Source organism: Pectobacterium versatile (assembly GCF_003932035.1).
Lineage (GTDB): Bacteria > Pseudomonadota > Gammaproteobacteria > Enterobacterales > Enterobacteriaceae > Pectobacterium > Pectobacterium versatile.
The window spans coordinates 3,632,734-3,649,082 of the sequence record NZ_CP034276.1 but is presented as its reverse complement, the minus strand read 5'-3'; the positions used below and the strand labels follow the sequence as shown (position 1 = coordinate 3,649,082).

General features: G+C 51.6%; 14 protein-coding genes and 6 tRNA genes. 11 read left to right on the top strand and 9 right to left on the bottom strand.

Features of this window, described 5'->3' with window-relative positions:
* Nucleotides 1-93 precede the first annotated feature (93 nt).
* From degP to EIP93_RS16490, 6 genes are all read left to right on the top strand, one after another.
* A complete protein-coding gene (degP, locus tag EIP93_RS16515) occupies nt 94-1,542 on the top strand; it encodes a serine endoprotease DegP (RefSeq protein WP_103940757.1) in 1,449 nt (482 codons plus the stop codon).
* Between the two features lie 232 nt (nt 1,543-1,774).
* Nucleotides 1,775-2,932 carry a CdaR family transcriptional regulator gene (locus tag EIP93_RS16510; RefSeq protein ID WP_010299502.1) on the top strand — a complete coding sequence of 386 codons (1,158 nt, stop codon included), beginning with the start codon at nt 1,775-1,777 and terminating at the stop codon, nt 2,930-2,932.
* A gap of 346 nt (nt 2,933-3,278) precedes the next feature.
* Complete coding sequence (locus EIP93_RS16505; RefSeq protein ID WP_370529552.1) at nt 3,279-4,283, top strand: sulfate ABC transporter substrate-binding protein; 1,005 nt, start codon at nt 3,279-3,281, stop codon at nt 4,281-4,283.
* A 153-nt stretch (nt 4,284-4,436) separates the two neighbouring features.
* A complete protein-coding gene (gene cysT / locus EIP93_RS16500) occupies nt 4,437-5,249 on the top strand; it encodes a sulfate ABC transporter permease subunit CysT (RefSeq protein ID WP_125232986.1) in 813 nt (270 codons plus the stop codon).
* Between the two features lie 12 nt (nt 5,250-5,261).
* Nucleotides 5,262-6,143 (top strand): sulfate ABC transporter permease subunit CysW, encoded by an 882-nt coding sequence (cysW, locus tag EIP93_RS16495; RefSeq protein ID WP_039493359.1) that lies wholly within the window; start codon nt 5,262-5,264, stop codon nt 6,141-6,143.
* Nucleotides 6,133-7,125: a sulfate/molybdate ABC transporter ATP-binding protein gene (locus EIP93_RS16490; RefSeq protein ID WP_103971475.1), complete on the top strand. Its 993-nt coding sequence runs from the start codon at nt 6,133-6,135 to the stop codon at nt 7,123-7,125. The genes cysW and EIP93_RS16490 overlap by 11 nt, the downstream gene beginning before the upstream one ends.
* Before the next feature lie 81 nt (nt 7,126-7,206).
* Here the strand turns inward: EIP93_RS16490 and EIP93_RS16485 are convergent, their stop codons facing one another.
* The 3 genes from EIP93_RS16485 to EIP93_RS16475 form a co-directional block, all read right to left on the bottom strand.
* Complete coding sequence (locus EIP93_RS16485) at nt 7,207-7,641, bottom strand: DoxX family protein (protein WP_039493355.1); 435 nt, start codon at nt 7,639-7,641, stop codon at nt 7,207-7,209.
* 344 nt (nt 7,642-7,985) lie between these two features.
* Nucleotides 7,986-8,567, bottom strand: coding sequence for a TetR/AcrR family transcriptional regulator (locus EIP93_RS16480; RefSeq protein WP_125232985.1), 582 nt, complete (start codon nt 8,565-8,567; stop codon nt 7,986-7,988).
* An 84-nt stretch (nt 8,568-8,651) separates the two neighbouring features.
* A complete protein-coding gene (locus EIP93_RS16475; RefSeq protein WP_107333292.1) occupies nt 8,652-9,701 on the bottom strand; it encodes an aldo/keto reductase in 1,050 nt (349 codons plus the stop codon).
* 194 nt (nt 9,702-9,895) lie between these two features.
* Here EIP93_RS16475 and EIP93_RS16470 point away from each other — a divergent pair, with 194 nt between their 5' ends.
* Nucleotides 9,896-11,002: an NADH:flavin oxidoreductase gene (locus EIP93_RS16470; protein ID WP_109226116.1), complete on the top strand. Its 1,107-nt coding sequence runs from the start codon at nt 9,896-9,898 to the stop codon at nt 11,000-11,002.
* 152 nt (nt 11,003-11,154) lie between these two features.
* Here EIP93_RS16470 and EIP93_RS16465 read toward each other — a convergent pair.
* From EIP93_RS16465 to EIP93_RS16450, 4 genes are all read right to left on the bottom strand, one after another.
* Nucleotides 11,155-11,230, bottom strand: a tRNA-Lys gene (locus EIP93_RS16465).
* A 7-nt stretch (nt 11,231-11,237) separates the two neighbouring features.
* Nucleotides 11,238-11,313, bottom strand: a tRNA-Val gene (locus EIP93_RS16460).
* A 67-nt stretch (nt 11,314-11,380) separates the two neighbouring features.
* Nucleotides 11,381-11,456: transfer RNA gene (locus EIP93_RS16455), tRNA-Val, on the bottom strand.
* 53 nt (nt 11,457-11,509) lie between these two features.
* Nucleotides 11,510-11,585, bottom strand: a tRNA-Val gene (locus EIP93_RS16450).
* A gap of 291 nt (nt 11,586-11,876) precedes the next feature.
* On the opposite strand from EIP93_RS16450, the gene gltX reads away from it, so the two are divergent.
* Complete coding sequence (gene gltX, locus EIP93_RS16445) at nt 11,877-13,292, top strand: glutamate--tRNA ligase (protein WP_103862573.1); 1,416 nt, start codon at nt 11,877-11,879, stop codon at nt 13,290-13,292.
* 81 nt (nt 13,293-13,373) lie between these two features.
* On the opposite strand, the gene EIP93_RS16440 is transcribed toward gltX, so the two are convergent.
* On the bottom strand, nt 13,374-14,243 hold the full coding sequence (locus tag EIP93_RS16440; protein ID WP_226310366.1) for an alpha/beta hydrolase: 870 nt from the start codon (nt 14,241-14,243) through the stop codon (nt 13,374-13,376).
* A gap of 268 nt (nt 14,244-14,511) precedes the next feature.
* On the opposite strand from EIP93_RS16440, the gene EIP93_RS16435 reads away from it, so the two are divergent.
* Nucleotides 14,512-14,587 (top strand) — tRNA-Ala (locus EIP93_RS16435).
* Nucleotides 14,588-14,634: 47 nt separating this feature from the next.
* A tRNA-Ala gene (locus tag EIP93_RS16430) sits at nt 14,635-14,710 on the top strand.
* A gap of 174 nt (nt 14,711-14,884) precedes the next feature.
* Here the strand turns inward: EIP93_RS16430 and ung are convergent.
* Nucleotides 14,885-15,571, bottom strand: coding sequence for a uracil-DNA glycosylase (gene ung, locus EIP93_RS16425; RefSeq protein ID WP_109226114.1), 687 nt, complete (start codon nt 15,569-15,571; stop codon nt 14,885-14,887).
* Between the two features lie 376 nt (nt 15,572-15,947).
* Between ung and grcA the strand changes: the two genes are divergently transcribed.
* Nucleotides 15,948-16,331 carry an autonomous glycyl radical cofactor GrcA gene (grcA, locus tag EIP93_RS16420; protein WP_005973551.1) on the top strand — a complete coding sequence of 128 codons (384 nt, stop codon included), beginning with the start codon at nt 15,948-15,950 and terminating at the stop codon, nt 16,329-16,331.
* Nucleotides 16,332-16,349 lie beyond the last annotated feature (18 nt).

Sequence of the window (16,349 nt, the reverse complement as noted above, 5' to 3'; positions counted from 1 at the left end):
TATTTATCTCATACAGCACGACCACTGAGTGTACCCGGTGTCGGGTACACGGGCCGTAAGACTCGCGTGTTGATTACTATGAGATAACCTCCTATGAAAAGAAAATCACTGGTTCTGAGTGCGCTGGCGTTAAGTCTGGCGATGGCGATGGGTTCTACCACGGCGAATGCCGCAGAGTCAGCGGCGTCTGCCGCGTCATCGGGTCAATTACCCAGCCTGGCCCCGATGCTGGAAAACGTCATGCCTTCTGTGGTGAGCATCTACGTGGAAGGGCATACCACCCATGCGGGCAATGAGGGAAAAGAAGGTATCCCACCGCAGCTTCAGCCGTTTTTTGGTGAAAACTCGCCTTTCTGTCAGGAGGGATCGCCGTTCCAGTCATCGCCAATGTGTCAGGGAGAAGGTGACGACGACGGCCAGCCAGCGCAGCAGGAAAATTTCCAGGCGCTGGGCGCGGGCGTCGTGATTAATGCAGAGAAAGGCTATGTGGTGACCAACAGCCATGTGGTGGATAACGCTGACAAGATTCAGGTTCGACTCAGCGATGGCCGCAAGTATGACGGCAAAGTGTTAGGCAAAGACACACGTTCCGATATCGCGCTGGTGCAGTTGAAAGATTTTAAAAATCTGACGGCGATTAAGGTCGCGGATTCCGACCAACTACGGGTCGGTGATTATACGGTAGCGATTGGTAACCCGTATGGTCTGGGCGAAACGGCGACATCGGGTATTGTGTCCGCGCTGGGGCGTAGCGGGTTGAATATTGAAAACTATGAGAACTTTATTCAGACCGATGCAGCGATCAACCGGGGGAATTCCGGTGGTGCGCTGGTCAACCTGAACGGAGAGCTGGTTGGGTTGAATACCGCGATTCTTGCTCCAGATGGCGGCAATATCGGGATTGGTTTCGCTATCCCCAGCAATATGGTGAAAAGCGTCGTTGCACAGATTGTCGAATTTGGTGAAGTAAAGCGCGGTGAGCTGGGCATCACCGGGACGGAGCTGAACTCCGAACTGGCACAGGCGATGAAAGTTGATGCACAGCGCGGTGCGTTTGTGAGCCAGGTGCGGCCGAAGTCGGCGGCAGATGAGGCGGGCATCAAGGCGGGCGATGTGATTGTCACGCTGAATGGTAAAGCGGTCAGCAGCTTCTCTGCGCTGCGTGCGCAGGTTGGGTCGCTGCCGGTGGGCAGTAAAGTGGCGCTGGGGCTGCTGCGTGAGGGCAAACCGCTGACGGTTGAGGTGACGCTGCAACAGAGTAATCAGGCTCAGGTGGCTTCCGGTAATCTCTACTCTGGCATTGAAGGTGCCGAGCTAAGCAATACTCAGGTGGACGATAAAAAAGGCGTCAAGGTGGATAACGTTAAACCCGGTTCCGCGGCGGCTAAAATTGGCCTGAAGAAAGATGACATTATTCTGGGGGTTAACCAACAGACGGTACAGAATATTGGCGAGTTGCGTAAAATTCTGGACAGCAAACCGGCTGTATTGGCCTTGAATGTGCGTCGCGGTGACAGCACGATTTACCTGCTGGCTCAGTAATCGAGCTGTTTAGCGCGTAAGTTAATAATTATCTTTTAAGACAATTTGTTACGTTAGTCTTTTGGCCGGGCACGCGGGTGCCCGGCTACCTCTCGCTTCTTCCTGAAAGTGCTTTTGTGAGTTCTTCCACAGATTTAACCTAATTCCCGTTTCTTTGTTAATTTGCACAATGTGTGGCGCACCGAGTGGCGGTATGCTGGTGCAATTGTCAATGTTCCTCTCAGAGGTAAAAATGGCGTCGTATCATCTCAATGCCAAGATGGCACAGGATATTGTCGCGCGGACCATGCAGATCATTGATAGCAATATCAACGTGATGGATGCTCGCGGTAAGATTATCGGCAGTGGCGATCAGGAACGATTGGGGGAACTGCACGAAGGCGCGCTGCTGGCACTTTCGCAGGGGCGAGTCGTCGATATTGATGATGCCGTCGCGCGTCACCTGCACGGCGTGCGTCCGGGCATCAATTTACCCCTGCGCATTGATGGCGAAATTGTTGGTGTTATTGGTCTGACGGGGAATCCCAGCCAGCTGCGACAATATGGTGAGCTTGTCTGCATGACGGCGGAAATGATGCTGGAGCAGGCGAGGCTGCTGCATATGTTGGCGCAGGATAGCCGCCTGCGTGAAGAGCTGGTTCTGAACCTGATTCGCACCGACGATCTGTCTCCCGCTCTCATGGAGTGGGCGCAGCGCTTAGGCATCGATATGAATAAGCCCCGCGTCGCTGCGGTGATCGAAGTCGACAGCGGGCAGCTCGGTGTCGACTCCGCCATGGCAGAGCTACAGCAGTTGCAGACGTTGCTGACCACGCCGGAGCGTGACAACCTGATCGCTATCGTTTCCCTGACGGAAATGGTGGTGCTAAAACCGGCGCTGAACAGCCACGGGCGCTGGGATGCAGAGGAACACCGGCGTCGTGTGGATACGCTGATGTCGCGTATGGCGGAAAGCAGTCGGCTGCGGGTACGGCTGGCGCTGGGGAACTATTTTGCGGGCTCCGGCAGCATCGCGCGTTCTTACCGCACGGCGCGAACGACCATGAGCGTAGGCAAACAGCGTATGCCCGCTCAGCGCTGTTATTACTATCAGGATTTGATGTTGCCCGTGCTGCTGGATAGCCTGCGCGGTGGCTGGCAGGCAAACGAGCTGGTGCGCCCGCTCTCGAAGCTTAAAGCAATGGACGGCAATGGCCTGCTGCGTCGGACGCTGGGTGCCTGGTTTCGTAACAACGTTCAACCTGGTGCGACGGCAAAAGCGCTGTTTATCCACCGCAATACGCTGGAATATCGCCTTAACCGCATCTCTGAACTGACGGGGTTAGATCTGGGGAATTTCGACGACCGCCTGCTGCTGTACGTGGCTTTGCAACTGGATGAAGAAGAGTAGAGCAGAAAGGTGCCTACCTACTTAAGCCTATCCTTCTAAGCTTATCCTCCACCGTACTCACCTGATGCCGCACGGCATCAGGGTTACCTCATATCCAGTCGTAAAAAAATTTCCGCTGCAACAAAATTGCTTAGATTGAAAACTATTACATAACCATTAACAATATAACGCGATAGCATAAATTATCGCGAAACAATATTTTTGCCCCTTCTCTATATCCACTATTGTCACTTCCATATTGTCGTTGTCAGTTCGATAACCGCATAAACGGCCTAACCAGCCACATTCATCATTATTTTATCTAAATACTTTCAAGCATTAAGTTTAGGGAGTGATAAGAATGTCAATACGTCGTCTGGGGTTATCTGTTGCTACGGCAGCGCTGTTATTTTCCGGTGTGGCCTCGGCGGCTACCGAATTATTAAACGTGTCTTACGATCCGACACGTGAACTGTATCAGCAATACAATGCGGCGTTTATCAAGCATTGGAAAGCGACCACGGGTGAAGATATCACCATCAAAAATTCGCACGGCGGTTCTGGAAAACAGGCACGTTCGGTGATTGACGGCTTGCAGGCTGACGTAGTGACGCTGGCACTGGCTGGTGATATTGATGCATTAAACCTGAACCAACAGCTGATTGACCCTAAGTGGCAGGCGCGTTTGCCTGACAACAGCACACCTTATACCTCCACCATCGTTTTTCTGGTGCGTAAAGGTAATCCAAAGCAAATCAAAGACTGGAACGATCTGGTGAAACCGGGCGTTGAAGTGATCACGCCAAACCCGAAAACCTCCGGCGGCGCGCGTTGGAACTTCCTGGCTGCATGGGCTTATGCCAAAGCGCAACCGGGTGGTAATGATGAAACCGCACTGAAATTTGTCACTGAACTGTATCGCCATGCGCCAGTACTGGATACCGGTGCGCGTGGGGCAACCATCAGCTTTGTGCAACGTCAGCTAGGCGATGTGCTGCTGGCATGGGAAAACGAAGCGTACCTGTCTCTGCAAGAGCAGGGCGGCGATCAGCTTGAGATCGTGACACCGTCTCTGTCGATTCTGGCCGAACCGCCAGTTGCCGTTGTCGACAAAGTGGTTGAGCGTAAAGGGACGCAGAAACAGGCTGAAGCCTATCTGCAATACCTCTACAGCGATGAAGCGCAGCGTATTATCGGTAAAAACTTCTATCGCCCACGTAATGCCAAGATTGCTGAAGAGTTTAAAGATCAGTTTGCACCAGTGAATCTGGTGACGATTGATAAGGATTTCGGCGGCTGGAAAGCGGCACAGGAAAAATACTTTAACGATGGCGGTGTGTTCGACGCCATCTTTAAAGAGATTAATAAATAAGTTTCTAATGTCTGACGGATTAAGGCCGCTATCACCATAGCGGCTTTTTTCAGGTTAAGAAGGCAGAGGACCTGCCGCCTTAATTCTGTCAGGTAGCGCGCGTCGGCAAGCAGTTGTTGGCTGGATAGTGAGTATGAAAATTAAAGGCACGGTATGTCACAACGTTCTTCCTCAGTGATTCCCGGTTTCGGGCTAACGTTAGGGTTTAGCCTGAGCTATTTAGGATTAATTGTCCTCATTCCGTTGGCGGGGATGTTTTTGTATGCCAGCCAACTAACGTTCGGTCAGTTTTGGGATCTGATAACCAGCCGCCAGGTGCTTTTCTCCCTGCGGCTTTCGTTTGGTACGGTGCTGGCTGCGGCGTTTATTAACGGTATTCTCGGGACGCTGCTGGCGTGGGTGCTCGTGCGTTATACCTTTCCCGGCCGTAAAGTGATCGATGCCATGATCGACATGCCCTTCGCGCTGCCAACCGCCGTGGCGGGGATTGCGTTGACGGCGTTGTACGCGCCGAATGGCCTGATTGGTTCGCTGTTTCCGTTCAAAATTGCCTACACCAGCATTGGTATCACACTAGCGCTGATCTTCGTTACGCTGCCTTTCGTGGTCAGAACGTTGCAACCGGTGTTGGCCGATATTCCCAAAGAAGTGGAAGAAGCCGCCGCCTGCCTTGGCGCACGCCCGCTTCAGGTTTTCCGTCATGTGCTGCTTCCTGCGCTGTTACCCGCGTGGCTGACGGGCTTTGCACTGGCCTTTGCCCGCGGCGTCGGGGAATACGGTTCCGTGGTGTTTATCGCGGGGAATATTCCGTTTAAAACCGAAATCCTGCCGCTGCTGATCGTCTCCAAACTCGATCAGTATGATTACAAAGGTGCAACCGGGATCGGCGTGTTCATGCTGCTGGTTTCTTTCATTATGCTGCTGCTGATTAACGTGTTGCAGCGCCGCATTCAACCGAAACTGTAAAGGCTGGTCGTCATGGAACAGGTTATTTCCGCTCAGGCCAGCGCGGCTAAAAGAAAAAAACAGCCCGCAGCCTATTACATTCTGGTTTCACTAGCGTGGGTCGTCTTTTTCCTGATTCTGGTGCTGCCGTTGATGATGGTGGTGACTCAGGGGCTGGATAAAGGCATCGGTGCATTTTGGGATGCGATTACCGAACCGGATGCGATCTCTGCGCTTAAGCTGACACTACTTGCGACCGTCATTTCTGTGCCGTTAAATGTGGTGTTCGGGCTGGCGACTGCGTGGTGCGTGACGAAATTCGAATTTCGTGGCAAGAGCTTTCTGCTGGCGCTGATCGATTTGCCGTTCTCCGTTTCGCCCGTGGTTGCTGGGCTGGTGTATGTGCTGCTGTTTGGGGCACAAAGCTCGCTCCATCCCTTTCTGCTTGAACACGATCTGCAAATTGTTTACGCCGTGCCGGGCATCGTACTGGCGACAATTTTCGTCACGCTGCCCTATGTTGCGCGTGAGCTGATTCCGCTGATGGAAGAGCAGGGCTCGCAGGAAGAAGAAGCGGCGCGGTTGCTAGGGGCGAACGGTTGGCAAATGTTCTGGCACATTACGCTGCCGAATGTGAAATGGGCGTTGATCTACGGCGTGGTGCTGTGTACCGCGCGTGCGATGGGGGAATTCGGTGCCGTTTCCGTTATTTCCGGCCATATCCGCGGCCTGACTAACACGCTGCCGCTGCATATCGAAATTCTTTATAACGAGTACAACATCGTTGCGGCTTTCAGCGTGGCGATCCTGCTGCTAATTATGTCACTGGTCGTACTGCTGCTGCGCCAGTGGAGTGAGAGCCGATTGACGAAGCAAATAGAGAAACAACAGGAGTTGGCCAAAAATGAGCATTGAGATTCGCAATATTAATAAACAATTTGGTCAGTTCCGGGCGCTGAACGAGATTAATTTGTCGATCCACAGCGGCGAGCTGGTGGCGCTGCTGGGGCCATCGGGCTGCGGTAAGACCACGCTGCTGCGTATTATCGCCGGGCTGGAACAGCCGGATAGCGGCAGCATTATCTTTCACGGCCAGGATGTGTCCGTCCACGATGTGCGCAAGCGCAACGTGGGATTCGTATTCCAGCACTACGCGCTGTTCCGTCACATGACGGTGTTCGACAACGTCGCGTTTGGGCTGCGAATGAAGCCGAAAAATAGCCGTCCGTCGAAGAGTGATATTGAAAAGAAAGTGCACGAATTGCTGAATCTGGTGCAGTTGGACTGGCTGGGGGATCGCTATCCTGAACAGCTTTCCGGCGGTCAGCGTCAGCGTATTGCTCTGGCGCGTGCGTTGATCGTTGAACCAAGCATTCTGCTGCTGGATGAACCTTTTGGTGCGTTGGATGCCAAGGTGCGTAAAGAGCTGCGTCGCTGGTTGTCTCAGCTACATGAAGATATCGATCTGACATCGGTATTTGTGACGCACGATCAGGAAGAAGCGATGGAAGTCGCCGACCGCATCGTGCTGATGAACAAAGGTGTGATTGAACAAATCGGCACACCGGCGGAGGTGTATAACAACCCGGCCAGCGAGTTTGTTTACCATTTCCTTGGCGACAGTAACCGGTTAAAAGTGGCGCAAACGGAAGAGACGATTCTGTTCCGTCCGCATGAGGTGTCGTTATCCGTTCAGGCTCAGGACGGCTATCAGGCGGTAACGGTGCGAGATATTCGCCCACTCGGTGCCTTAACGCGTCTGTCGTTGAAACTGGGCGAGCAGTCGGAGCTAATTGAAGCAGAAGTCGCAAAAGATGATGCAAGCCTGCATGGGCTACAGAAAGGCGATGTGATTCAGTTCAAACCTAAGCGTTACAGCCACGATTGGGAAATCTAATCGGCAGCTCTCAGGCATGAAAAAACCCGCGAATTTCGCGGGTTTTTGCTTTTGTCGTCAATACCAGCCGGATAGCGGGGATTAGCGATAAGCGGGATTGGAAGCAACAGAGTAGCGACCGCTGCCAACCAGCATGATGATAATACCCGCAAAGAAATAGAGTGCTTCAACTTCCAGCGCCCAGGCACCCACGTTAGTCAGGGTGAAGAATTTACCGGTGCCAACCATCAGCGTGGCAACAACCAGCGTCAGTGCGGCAATCAGGCCAGAAACGCGGGTAAACACGCCTAAAATAATCAGGATTGGGGCAACGATTTCGCCTACATAAACGCCATAAGCGATAAAACCTGGCAGGCCTGCGCCTTGCAGTATCTGTACGATCCAGCCTACGCCGTGCTCAACTTTTGCTACGCCGTGAAACAGCAGCAGAATACCTACGGTTAAACGCAGTAAAAGTTTACCTGCATCAGGATGATCGGTTAAACGCGTGAACCACTGATTCAACTGAGAAATCATAATAGACAACCTCATAAGTGAGCAAAAATGCTGATTGGTAATGCTGGGAATGCTTGTTTATATAGTGCGGCAGTGTCGTCGATTTAGGGACAGAATAGAAAACCAATAAATTTGATATTTTCTGTCAAAAAATTACGTGAACAGGGCAAACGCAGATAAGCATAACACTGCAATTGCGGCGGTCTAATGATGGATGGGAATAATGCAATAACAAGATGTTATGAAAAAGGGGCTTAGCCTGAATGGATGATGATCAGAGGAATGAATGGCACAAAGGGGATATTGTTAAGAAAGGGGCGGTTTGGAGCCTATCTTGGATGCGATAGGCTCCTTCATTAACATGTTTATGCTTCGCCAAGCAGCGCTTTTTTGGCGGCGATAAGAAAGTCGTCCGACAAAGGATTGCCAGCCGTTGCGCGTGCTAACGTTAGCGCACCGGATAACAGGGCGAATTGCGCCAGAGTGTGCAGCCTGCGCTGTTCTTTATCTTCTATCGTGGATAGGGACTCCAGCCTGTCCAGCATGGCTCTGACACCGCTGAGATAAACCTCACGCACTGGCTTGTCTTCACTTTCTCTGGCGATGTCGCTGGCTAACGCGGTGATCGCACAGCCATCTTTCGCGCCGTCACGATGGGCGGGTGAAAGATAGAGTTCCACGATCGTTCGCAAGTCATGTTGATCTGAGCGCTGGCTGATTTCCTGCCAGCGAACACCGGAATCCTCAAACGCTTTTCGGCTGGCGATGGCAGCGAGCTCATCCTTAGAAGCAAAATGACCATAAAAGCCACCGTGGGTTAATCCGGCCGCGGCCATCAAGTCGTTCACGCTGACGCCGTTCAGGCCCCGTTCACGAAAGAGCTGTGAAGAAACCTGGATGATTTCCTCTCGGTTACGCTCCATCTGCTGTTTTGATACACGGGCCATGCTGTTCTCCTTTTTCTGTCAGGCATCATCTTAGGGTATGGAAAAACCAGACTCAATAGATGATGCCTTTCATCAATAGCCAGATTAGGCTCGTGGTGGCCACGGCGTAATGATATGAGCGCTGTTACCTCCCTGAGCCCTAGGTAATGTACCTGCGATTTGATCGTGTGGCGTTCCCAGTGAAATAGCACTGACTTCGTCCAGTCGTGCGACCTGCTCGTCACTTAGCGTCACACCTAATGCAACCAGCGTATCATCCAACTGCGCCAGAGTGCGGGAGCCCAGAATGGGGATCAGGCTGGTGCTGGCGCGGGCGGATTTATGTCGCAACCAGGCGATGGCAATCTGTATTGGCATGACGTTCACCTCGTTTGCAACGCGAAATACCTCATCCAGCAAGGTTGTGTCTTGCTCGGTGTGTACTAATCTTCCGCCAAAACCGATCAGACGACCTTCTTTACTTTGGCGGTATTTCCCCGTTAGCAGGCCGCCACCCAGCGGAGACCAAAGCGTTGCAGCCAGCCCCATTGCTTCTGCCATCGGCAGCAGTTCTCGCTCTGCGGTGCGTTGCACCAGACTGTATTCCACCTGAATACCGGCAATTCGCGACCAGCCGCGCAGTTCCGCTATGGTGTCCGCTCGGGCAATGCGCCAGGCGGGGAAATTAGAGAAACCTGCGTACTGGATTTTTCCTGATCGAATGAGATCGTCGAAAGCGCGAACAATCTCTTCAAGCGGGGTTAATTGGTCATCAAAGTGCGCCCACAGCACATCGATACGATCGGTATTCAGTCTCTTAAGGCTGTTTTCTACTGATGAGATCATATTCTTACGGCTATTGCCAGTTCGAGATATCCCAGCTTCCTGCATCGCGCTTAAGGTGTATTTTGTCGCCACGACAAAATGATCGCGGTCGGCGGCAATGAATTCTCCAACCATTTGCTCAGATTGACCGAACTGGTAAGCATCCGCCGTATCAATGAAGTTACCGCCCGCGTTGGCATAACGATCAAATACCTGTTTAGCCTGATCTTTTTCAGAACCATAGCCCCAACCGGTGCCAAAATTTCCTGTTCCGAGGGCCAGCTCGGAAACGCGTAAGCCGGTGTTGCGCCCAAAAGTCGTGTATTTCATACCGTGCCTCATTTTTAAATGTCGATTGACATTTATTATATATGTCATACATCATCTATAAGTGCAAGCAGGGTGGCACTCTCTTTACGGGCTTTACGGGATGCGATGCTAACGGGGGTTGCTTAACTGCATGAATTGAGTTTTTAATCATTGTCCAACGCCGCGATGACGTTAAACCATAAAAGGAAATATTTATGTCTGATGATGTTCTGTTTAGTCCCTTCACGTTGAAAGGGTTAACCCTTCCCAATCGCATCGTTATGGCACCCATGACACGAAGTATGGCGGAAGAGGGGATTCCCGGCCCGGCGAATGCGGAATATTACCGCCGCCGCGCTGAGGGAGGCGTAGGACTGATTCTGACGGAGGGGACAGTGGTCGATCGTCCTGCTTCGCGCAACACGCCAGGGATTCCGTTTTTCCATGGTAAGGCGGCATTGGCTGGCTGGGATGCGGTGGCTAAAGCGGTACATGCCGCTGGTGGTCGCATTGGTCCACAAATTTGGCATACGGGGTCAACGCGCGGTCGCGGCTGGGAACCGGATGCGCCAGTTGAAAGCCCTTCAGGGCTGGTTGGCCCAGATGAACCCCGCGGCGTGGTGATGACGGAAGAAGATATTGCCGATACTGTGGCGGCTTTCGCACGTGCGGCAGCCGATGCCAAACGGTTGGGATTTGACACGCTGGAACTGCATGGTGCACATGGCTACCTGATCGATCAGTTCTTCTGGCCGGGGACGAACAAGCGTACAGATGCTTTTGGTGGAGCAACGATCCGTGAGCGTTCCCACTTTGCCGCAGAAGTTATCCGCGCTGTTCGGGCCGCTGTTGGTCAGGATTTCCCGCTGATCCTGCGTGTGAGTCAGTGGAAGCAGCAGGATTACAGCGCACGGCTTGCCGCCTCCCCACAGGAGATGACGGACTGGTTGGCACCGCTGGTTGAGGCGGGTGTGGATATTCTCCACTGTTCCCAGCGACGTTTCTGGGAGCCGGAGTTCCCTGAGATTGATGGGGCTGAAGGGCTGAACTTCGCCGGTTGGGCGAAGAAGGTGACAGGTGCGGCGACAATCAGCGTTGGTTCGGTGGGCTTGGCCTCGGATTTCTTTGCGGCGTTTGGCGGTGAAGGTTCAGGTACGGCAGCGCTGGACAATCTGTATGCACGGATGGAGCGCGAAGAGTTTGATTTGATCGCTGTCGGTCGGGTACTGCTCTCTGATGCGCAATGGGTGCAAAAAGTGCGTTCTGGACAGACTGATAAATTACGCGGTTTTGACGCAGCAGATTTAGCCGTACTGGCGTGATGTTTAGGTGCCGTAGCTGAGTAAGGCTGCGGTACTTCATCGAATATTGGGAAAGTTAATGTAGAGCAAACGAACAGGATTTTATCTACACGACACGTGCAATAGATAATTTTTTGGTGGATTTACTTCAGAGAGGAATCACTTTGCGGAAGTGGTGGGTCGTGCAGGATTCGAACCTGCGACCAATTGATTAAAAGTCAACTGCTCTACCGACTGAGCTAACGACCCGCAGAAGTGGTGGGTGATGACGGGATCGAACCGCCGACCCCCTCCTTGTAAGGGAGGTGCTCTCCCAGCTGAGCTAATCACCCACTTCTGAACTACTTTTACTTCTTGCTTTACTTCAACTTCTAATAAGAAGACCAGCTGGTATGAGATTGGTGGGTGATGACGGGATCGAACCGCCGACCCCCTCCTTGTAAGGGAGGTGCTCTCCCAGCTGAGCTAATCACCCAATCTCAAATCTTCTTACTCTACACAGCGAGACACTTTTACTTTCGTAAAGAGTGGTGGGTGATGACGGGATCGAACCGCCGACCCCCTCCTTGTAAGGGAGGTGCTCTCCCAGCTGAGCTAATCACCCCCGCTGTGTGGAGTCGCATTATAGGGATCCTTGAATATGAGTCAACGCTTTTTAAAACTAAAATGATTGTTCGTTGCAAAATTAGTCAAGGCGTCGTATTTATCGCCGTTGGTGCTGCATCCTTGCGCAATTCAGCCTGTTATCTTGCTATCGCTAGCAGAATAAAAGCACGTGCGGCATGTTACGGCGTTGAGGAATCGAAGCAGAGTGATAGAATGTTGCCCACTTTTGTTCTCTGAGCTTATGTCGGTTTATGCCGACAGCCGTTGCGTAATAAGGCTGTAATCCCAAATGAAAATCAAAACCCGTTTCGCCCCTAGTCCTACTGGCTATCTTCACGTCGGCGGCGCTCGCACCGCACTGTACTCTTGGTTGTTTGCCCGTCATCATGACGGCGAGTTTGTGCTGCGTATTGAAGATACCGATCTGGAGCGTTCAACTCAGGACGCGATTGATGCCATTATGGATGGTATGAACTGGCTGAGCCTGAACTGGGATGAAGGCCCGTACTACCAGACTAAACGCTTTGACCGTTACAACGCGGTTATTGACCAGATGCTGGAAAACGGTACGGCATATAAGTGCTACTGTTCTAAAGAGCGTCTGGAAGCGCTGCGTGAGCAGCAGATGGAAAATGGTGATAAGCCACGTTACGACGGCTGTTGCCGTGGTTCTCACGCGCATCATGCTGATAATGAGCCGCACGTTGTGCGTTTCCTCAACCCGCAGGAAGGCTCGGTCATCTTCAATGACCGCATTCGCGGGCCGATCGAATTCAGCAATCAGGAACTCGATGATCTGATTATTCGCCGTACTGACGGTTCACCGACCTACAATTTCTGTGTCGTTATCGATGACTGGGATATGGAAATCACGCACGTTATCCGTGGTGAAGACCATATCAACAACACGCCGCGTCAGATCAACATCCTGAAAGCGCTGGGCGCACCTGTGCCAGAATATGCGCATGTGTCGATGATTCTGGGCGACGACGGTAAGAAATTGTCCAAACGTCACGGCGCTGTTGGCGTAATGCAATACCGCGATGACGGCTATTTGCCGGAAGCACTGCTGAACTATCTGGTGCGTTTAGGCTGGTCTTCTGGCGATCAGGAAATCTTCTCTATTGATGAAATGAAATCGCTGTTCTCGCTGGACGCTGTGAACAAATCGGCGAGTGCTTTTAATACCGAGAAGCTGCAATGGTTGAACCATCACTATATTAACCATTTACCCGCAGAATACGTGGCAACGCATCTGTCGTGGCATATCGAGCAGGCAGGGATTGATACTCGTACCGGACCGCAGTTGAGCGAGCTGGTTGGTTTGCTGGGCGAACGTTGCAAGACGCTGAAAGAAATGGCGGATTCTTGTCGTTATTTCTATGAAGATTTTGCTGAGTTTGACGCCGATGCTGCGAAGAAACACCTGCGTCCGGTTGCGCGTCAGCCGCTTGAACTGGTTCGCGAGAAACTGGCTGCGATTACGAGCTGGACGCCGGAGAACATCCATCATGCCATTCAAGGCACGGCGGATGAGCTGGGTCAGGGCATGGGTAAAGTCGGTATGCCGCTGCGTGTTGCGGTAACGGGCGCGGGTCAGTCTCCAGGTGTTGACGTTACGGTACACGCGATTGGTCAACAGCGTTCGCTGGCGCGTATTGATAAAGCACTGGCGTTCATCGCCGAGCGCGAAGCGCAGCAGTAATCGTTATCGCGTGAATAGCGTTATATAAAATGAACCCCGGCCAGAAGCCGGGGTTCATTTTTTTATGGCGTGCTATGGGAATTATTGACCAGCAATAGCAACCGCTTTACCGATGGCATCGGGAATCACGTCGCCGTGCCCTTTACCGGGGAACAGAATAAAGTCGGCTTTTGTGCCTTGTTCGTTGAGCTGTGCGACCAGTGCTGTTGCTCTTTCCACCATTTTTCTTTGGCTGAGCCGTTCTGCCCGCTTTTCATCAACGGGTTTATCCGCCTGCGTTTTGGCTGGCTCATCTTCATTTGCCCCTGCCGTGACGGTTATTGACAGCGGTGGTGTAGCGAGCAGCGGCGTTCTTGCCGGAATCACAACGCCATTTCCCCACCAGATAGACGGGCTTGCGGCAACATAGCGCTGGAAAGATTCGGTGTGGTTAAACAGCGTATAGAGCGTAAACAGACCGCCGAAAGAGTGCCCGGCCAGCGTTTGTTTTTGCTTATTTACTGCGTAGTTCGCTTCAACCCAGGGCTTTACCGTGGATTGCAGGAATTGATAAAACGCTTCGGCTTCGCCGCCTGCGGCAAAATCTGGATCGGTGAGCGTTGTCGGCGGCGTGTAGTCACGCGTTCTGGCGGGAACATCGTAAGGCTTATTGATTGGATAACCGATGGCGATAATCAGTGGTGCTGCGCCATTTTTTGCATTGTAGCTGTTTACGGCAACGGGAAACTGAGCGTTGCCATCCAGCATGTACAGAACCGGATAACCGCCTTCAGGTGCGGGTTGGCGGGGCTGCGCGATGAAAAGCCGATAGACATGCTGTGCATCGCTTTTCATTTCAACGTGCTTGATCTCAAATTGAGCTTTTGCTTGTTCGGTCATATCAGGAATGGTTGGCTGCGCCCGAACAGGCAACATGCCAGAGGCAGATACCATCAGAGAAAATACAATCATAGGAAAATAGCGCATGTGATGAGGCTTATAATTAAGAGGCAGAAGCGTAACGTGAAATGATGATAATAAATCGCGTTATCGTTAGCAGCTTTTTTATTGTGCTTATGATGAGATGACATCGAAATCGCCGCCTGTTTTTCCTCACCTTTGGCGTCTTTTTCAGCGGTTAATCGGATAACCGGATTTAGCCGTTGACACTGCGAATCGGGTTTCATATTATGCGACGCGTTCGCACAGTACTTGCCTTCGTGGTGATGCTGTAAGATACGGGGCTATAGCTCAGCTGGGAGAGCGCTTGCATGGCATGCAAGAGGTCAGCGGTTCGATCCCGCTTAGCTCCACCAAACACTCCCTCTGTTTGGTTGATTATCACGAACATTCCACACGTTGTGGGGCTATAGCTCAGCTGGGAGAGCGCTTGCATGGCATGCAAGAGGTCAGCGGTTCGATCCCGCTTAGCTCCACCAAATCATCGAATTCACTCTTATTTATCCCTTTCTCGATATATCTGCATTCAATAAACGTTTTTATTTGCTCAATACATTAGTCAGCTATTTCTTGTAAACAATTCCTTGTAAACCATCCTTTGTAAACGACAGTTGGCCGCCTTCGTTTTTTGAAGACAACCAACCTGTTATCGCTTAAACCTCTTCCGGGAGCCTTGGCGTCCAGTCTATTGGCGACAGCCCTTGCTGTTCCAAAAGCTGATTAGCCTGAGAAAAATGCTTACAGCCCAAGAAACCACGGTGTGCAGACAGTGGGGAAGGGTGCGGCGATTTCAGAATATGGTGGCGCTGCTGGTCAATGATGTTGCCTTTTTTCTGTGCATGAGAGCCCCACAGCAGAAAGACCAGACCTTCCCGTTGTTCATTCAATGCCGCGATGACGCGGTCAGTAAACGTTTCCCAGCCCAAATTAGCATGCGAGTGTGCCTGTCCAGCTTCAACGGTTAATACTGTGTTGAGCAGTAAAACGCCTTGCTCTGCCCAGCTTTGTAGAAAACCGTGTCGTGGAATTTCAAATCCAGGGATGTCGCTCGCCAATTCTTTATAAATGTTACCCAGAGAAGGCGGAGCGGGTACGCCCGGACGTACAGAAAATGACAGCCCGTGCGCCTGATTCGGGCCGTGGTAGGGATCTTGCCCGAGAATGACGACTTTGACCTGATGCAGTTCAGTAAAGCGGAACGCGTTGAAAACATCCTTCTGCGGGGGATAGATAGTTTTACCCGCTGCACGTTCTTTCCCAACGAATTCAAGGGTATTAATGAAGTAAGGCTGCTGCTTTTCTTGTGCCAGCACGTCATGCCAGGTGAGAGAGGTCGCCATCATGCACTCTTTTTTTACAGGTTGAATGGTGTTGTCGGTAGCTTACCGATCTATCGTCCCGAGGTAAAACCGTAACCGCTATTGTCGGGATGAAAGGCCCTTTTTTTGAAAAAAAATTGAAAATTTACAAAAATATTTGCAATTCGGTGTGTTGGTAAAATTGATATAAAACAATATATTGCCATCGGCACGCTAAGCTGTGGGGTTTTAAAATTGATTTAAGTCAAGGATGTCTGGTTATCAGGCTGGTATATAAGAGGCAGATACAAACGGTTTTATACGATCGTTACGAAATTTAGCAGTTTTTTGCTGATAGCGATTTTTACTCAGTTAGTTTTTAACTAAGACAATAACACGCCGTTTTACGGAGGCAATTATGGTTACTGGTATTCAAATCACCAAGGCTAACGACAGCGCGCTGATCAATTCCTTCTGGTTGCTGGATGAAGAAAAATCACAGGCGCGTTGCGTGTGTGCTAAATCAGGTTATAGCGAAGATCAAATCGTTCCGGTGAGCGATCTGGGTCAGATCGAGTATCGTGAAATTCCGCTGGAAATCAAACCTGAAGTGCGTGTGGAAGGCGGTCAACACCTGAACGTAAACGTTCTGCGCCGTGAGACGCTGGAAGATGCCGTTAAGCATCCGGAAAACTATCCGCAGCTGACCATTCGCGTATCTGGCTACGCTGTGCGTTTCAACTCACTGACGCCAGAACAGCAGCGCGATGTTATCGCTCGTACTTTTACCGCAAGCCTGTAATTCAAGTCTTAACAAAAA